Genomic DNA, 4,461 nt, shown 5'->3' with positions numbered 1-4,461 from the left:
GGCCGAGTGGGCGCTGGATGGGGTGCCGGAGTTGTTGGGGGAGGCGGACAGCTGGGAGGGGTTTGTGCCGCTGGCTGAGCATCGGGCGCTCGTCGATGCTGCGCATCGGTTTCCGGATGTGCGGGTGCCGCGGACGCGGGCGGTGTTCGAGGCGATGGCGGCGGCGGGGATCGAGCAGGTGGTGACGGGGAAGGAAGCGTTCCGGGCTTGGCGGTTGCTGCTGAACGAGTACGGCGAGCGTGCGCCCGGGCCGGGTGGGCCAGAGGGGCGGCTGATGATGGTGCCGCCGGCGCCTGAGGAGTGGCGGCTGATTCCGTCGTGGCAGTGGTTGCGAGCCGGCGTTGAGGGGCGGCGGTCGCGGGTTGTGGTGACGGCGGCGACGCGAGCCAAGGCGTTGGAGCGGACGCTGGAGTTGACTGACTCGGCGGAGATCGAGCGGCGGCTGCGGTCGTTGCCCGGCGTCGGGGTGTGGACGGCGGCTGAGGTGCGGCAGCGGGCGCATGGGGACGCGGATGCGTTCTCGTTCGCGGACTATCACGTGTCCCGCAACGTGTCGTATGCGTTGATCGGCGAGGAGCTGGACGACGACGGTTGCGCGGAGCTCATTGAGCCCTACCGCGGGCACCGCTTCCGGGTGCAGCGCCTCCTGGAGATGGCCGGCATCGGTCACCCTCGCTACGGCCCGCGCAAATCACTCCCCACCCATACCCCAGGCGCGACGCACCGCCTGAGATAGAGCGCTCGCATGCCCCGCGACGCAGACCTTCGCGCTCGGCGCATCGGCTGGGATAGCTCTGGGCACTGGGGCTCATGTGATCAACGGGGACGGGCTCTATCTGGTTGCGGGGCTCGCCCTCCTGCTTGGCGCCGTGCTGCCGCGGCTGCTCTCCCGGTACGCCGTCTCTGCGCCGATAGCGTTCCTTGGCGGCGGAATGCTGCTGGGTCTGGTCGTGGACCGGACGCACCTCAGCCCGATCGCCGAGCCGGAGCTCACCAAGCACCTGGCCGAGCTGACGGTGATCATCGCGCTGATGGGTGTCGGGCTCGCGATCGACCGGCCGATCAGCCTCCTTCACTGGGGTGTGACGTGGCGACTGCTGTTCATCGCGATGCCGGCAGGTGTTGCTGCGTTGACCGGGGTGGGCTGGCTGCTCGGTCTCGCCTTGCCGACCGCGTTGTTGATCGCAGCCGTCCTGGCGCCGACCGATCCGGTGCTGGCGTCGGATGTACAGGTCGGCGGACCGACTACCGGTGAAGATGCCGAGCTGGACGAAGAAGACGAAGTGCGGTTCGCGCTGACCTCTGAAGCCGGCCTGAACGACGGACTGGCCGCCCCGCTCGTCTACCTCGCGGTTTTCCTTGCTACCAAGAGTTTTTCGCCGGTGGAGTGGATCGCGTGGGATGTCGTCGGCAAGACCGTCATCGGGGTTGCGGTCGGTTTCGGGGCCGGTTGGCTGCTGGGCCGGATGACGTTCTCGGCCCGCGCGGCCAGTCTGCGGCTGGCTGATGCGCGAGAGCCGGTCCTTGCGCTGGCGATGACGCTGGGTGTCTACGGGCTGACCGAGGTGGCGCATGGGTACGGCTTCATCGCGGTGTTTGTGGCCGCGCTCACCTTGCGAGCTGCTGAACGCAGCCACGACTTCCACAACGAGCTGCACGACTTCATCGGTGAGCTTGAACACATCATGACCTGGGGCGTCCTGCTTCTTCTCGGCGTCGCCGTGACCGCGGGACTGCTCAAGCCGCTCACCTGGTCCGGAGTGCTCATCGGCGTGCTGCTGGTGGTCGTCGTACGGCCGATTGTGGGGCGGTTGTCGCTGATCAAGAGTGGGCTGAGCCGGAGTGAAGCGTGGGCGGCAGCGGCGTTCGGAGTCCGGGGTGTGTCGTCGATCTACTACCTCGCTGCGGTCGGCATGCACTTCCGCGAGGACCTGCCCTGGCTGTGGGCGACGCTCGGCTTCACGGTCGTCCTGAGCGTCGTCTTACACGGTGTCGCCGCAACGCCGGTGATGCGATTCCTCGACCGTTGAATATGAGACGGCGTCTCGCATGCTGGAAGTCGGAGCGCGCTTTCGGCGTCCGGTTGGGTAATCTCGGGGCAGCTCATCCAGAGGGACAGAGGGAAACGGCCCGTTGAAGTCCCGGCAACCCTCCCCGTCGAGACCCCACCCGGGGCCACTCACGGTGGAACGGTGCCAAATCCGTCCCGCCATCGAGATCCGGTGTTCGCGGGGAAGATGAGAGGGGAACCTCAGCCATGAGCCTGGCCACCGCCGCCCACACCATCCGTGAAGGTGCCTTCGGCAACGGAACGCACCTGAGCTGTCGCGCCTGTGGGGCGAAGTCGCCGCTCGGTCCGTTCTACGCCTGTATGGAGTGCTTCGGTCCGCTGGAGGTCGGGTACGAGTACCCGACGATCACCCGCGAACAGATCGAGGCCGGTCCCAAGAACATCTGGCGCTACCAGCCGCTGCTGCCCGTCCCCGTCGACGTGGCCAGCTTCCCGAACACCGAGCCCGGTTACACCCGGCTCATCGACGCCAAGAACCTCGCCCGCGAGCTCGGTCTGCGCAAGCTCTGGGTGAAGGACGACTCCGGCAACCCGACCCACTCCTTCAAGGACCGCGTCGTCGCGACCGCGCTCAGCGCCACCCGCGAGCTGGACATGAAGGTCTTCGCCTGCCCCTCCACCGGCAACCTGGCCAACGCAGTGGCCGCCGCCGCCGCTCGGGCCGGTATCCGCTCGGTCGTCTTCATCCCGAAGGACCTCGAGCGCCCAAAGATCATCACCACCGCCGTGTACGGCGGGACGCTGGTGGCCGTCGACGGCAACTACGACGACGTCAACAAGCTGGCCTCCGAGATCGCCGGTGAGGAGGAGGGTTGGGCGTTCGTGAACGTCAACGTCCGCCCCTACTACTCCGAGGGCTCCAAGACGCTGGCCTACGAGATCGCCGAGCAGCTCGGCTGGCGGCTCCCGCAGCAGGTCGTGATCCCGGTCGCGTCCGGTTCGCAGCTGACCAAGATCGACAAGGGCTTCACCGAGCTCGGCAAGCTCGGGCTGGTCGACGCCACCGACTACAAGATCTACGGTGCGCAGGCGACCGGGTGCTCCCCGGTGGCACAGGCGTTCCGCGACGGCCACGACGTGGTCAAGCCGGTCAAGCCGAACACGATCGCGAAGTCGCTGGCCATCGGCAACCCGGCCGACGGCCCGTACGTGCTCGACGTCGCCCGCCGTACCGGTGGTGCGATCGAGGACGTCTCCGACGAGGAAGTTGTCGAGGGCATCCAGTTGCTCGCCCGCACCGAGGGCGTCTTCGGCGAGACGGCCGGCGGGGTGACCGTCGCGACGCTGAAGAAGCTGATCGCGACCGGCCAGCTCGACCCGGACCTCGAGACCGTCATCATCAACTCCGGCGACGGGCTCAAGACGCTCGACGCAGTGGCCGACCGGGTCGGCCCGAAGGTGACCATCCCCGCGTCGTACGACGCCTTCGTGAAGGCAGGACTTCAGTGAGCGTCAGTGTCAGAGTCCCGACCATCCTCCGGCCCTACACCCAGGGTGTCTCCGAGGTGTCCGCCGAGGGCGCGACGCTGACCGAGGTGCTGGATTCGCTCGACACGTCGTACCCGGGGATCAAGTCCCGCGTGCTTGACGAGTCCGGGGCGCTGCGCCGCTTCGTGAACGTGTACGTCGACGATGACGACGTCCGTTTCGCCGAGGGCCTGGAGACCGCGATCAAGGACGGCGGCCAGGTGTCGATCATTCCGGCTGTGGCCGGCGGCTGCTGATTTTGCCCGGTGGTTCCGGGCGTTGATTGTCCGGAACCACCGCTACCGTCGCTCGTATGGCGACGAAGTGGACCATCGGGGCGGATGCCGCCGAACCGCAGAAGCTCTCGCGGTTCTGGGCGGCTGCGCTCGACTACGTGATCGAACCGGGCTTCGACGAGCCGGACGCTTCCGGGATCATCGATCCCGACGACGTGTTGCCGGCGATCGGCTTCCTCCGGGTGCCCGAGTCGAAGACCGCGAAGAACCGGCTGCACATCGACATCCGGGTGGCCGGCGACGGCGAGCGAGATGCCGCCTCGGCGGAGCGGATGCGGACGAAGGCCGCGGCGCTGGTGGAGCTGGGCGCGACTCTCGTCCGCGAGGAGTTCTACGGTCCCGAGCTCGGTCACATCGTGATGCTCGACCCGGAGGGCAACGAGTTCTGCGTAGGGTGACGCCATGCGCGCAGTGGTGATCGATCAGTACGGCGTTCTGCCGGAAGTGCGGGAAGTTCCGGAGCCCGAGGCGGCGGCCGGATCGGTCGTGCTGAAGGTTGAGGCAACCGGGTTGTGCCGGAGCGACTGGCACGGGTGGATGGGGCATGACTCCGACATCGTGCTGCCGCACGTGCCTGGGCATGAGCTCGCCGGGACCATCGCGGCAGTGGGGGCTGGGGTGTCGGGG

Annotated in this window: 6 protein-coding genes and 1 riboswitch; all 6 genes read left to right on the top strand. The window is 67.8% G+C overall.

All coding sequences use genetic code 11. The features are described 5' to 3' along the window. A partial coding sequence (locus E1263_RS41950; RefSeq protein ID WP_132177983.1) for a DNA-3-methyladenine glycosylase family protein occupies positions 1-736 on the top strand: 736 nt, incomplete at its 5' end. A gap of 76 nt (positions 737-812) precedes the next feature. Next, positions 813-2,030: a cation:proton antiporter gene (locus E1263_RS41945; protein ID WP_238162067.1), complete on the top strand. Its 1,218-nt coding sequence runs from the start codon at positions 813-815 to the stop codon at positions 2,028-2,030. Positions 2,031-2,100: 70 nt separating this feature from the next. Beyond that, a riboswitch (SAM riboswitch) is annotated at positions 2,101-2,244 on the top strand. Between the two features lie 13 nt (positions 2,245-2,257). Then, complete coding sequence (thrC, locus tag E1263_RS41940) at positions 2,258-3,520, top strand: threonine synthase (RefSeq protein ID WP_132177981.1); 1,263 nt, start codon at positions 2,258-2,260, stop codon at positions 3,518-3,520. Then, on the top strand, positions 3,517-3,795 hold the full coding sequence (locus E1263_RS41935) for a ubiquitin-like small modifier protein 1 (protein ID WP_132177979.1): 279 nt from the start codon (positions 3,517-3,519) through the stop codon (positions 3,793-3,795). Before thrC ends, E1263_RS41935 begins: the two co-directional genes overlap by 4 nt. Positions 3,796-3,851: 56 nt before the next feature. Beyond that, positions 3,852-4,232 carry a VOC family protein gene (locus tag E1263_RS41930; RefSeq protein WP_132177977.1) on the top strand — a complete coding sequence of 127 codons (381 nt, stop codon included), beginning with the start codon at positions 3,852-3,854 and terminating at the stop codon, positions 4,230-4,232. Between the two features lie 4 nt (positions 4,233-4,236). Continuing rightward, on the top strand, positions 4,237-4,461 hold a 225-nt coding region (locus E1263_RS41925; RefSeq protein WP_165956943.1), incomplete at its 3' end, for an alcohol dehydrogenase catalytic domain-containing protein.

This window comes from Kribbella antibiotica (assembly GCF_004349055.1).
GTDB lineage: Bacteria > Actinomycetota > Actinomycetes > Propionibacteriales > Kribbellaceae > Kribbella > Kribbella antibiotica.
This window is presented reverse-complemented; position numbering and strand designations above follow the sequence as displayed.

Coding starts and splice junctions, on each gene's coding strand:
- thrC (WP_132177981.1), top strand. CDS start 2,258: ATGAGCCTGGCCACCGCCGCCCACACCATCCGTGAAGGTGCCTTCGGC.
- E1263_RS41930 (WP_132177977.1), top strand. CDS start 3,852: ATGGCGACGAAGTGGACCATCGGGGCGGATGCCGCCGAACCGCAGAAG.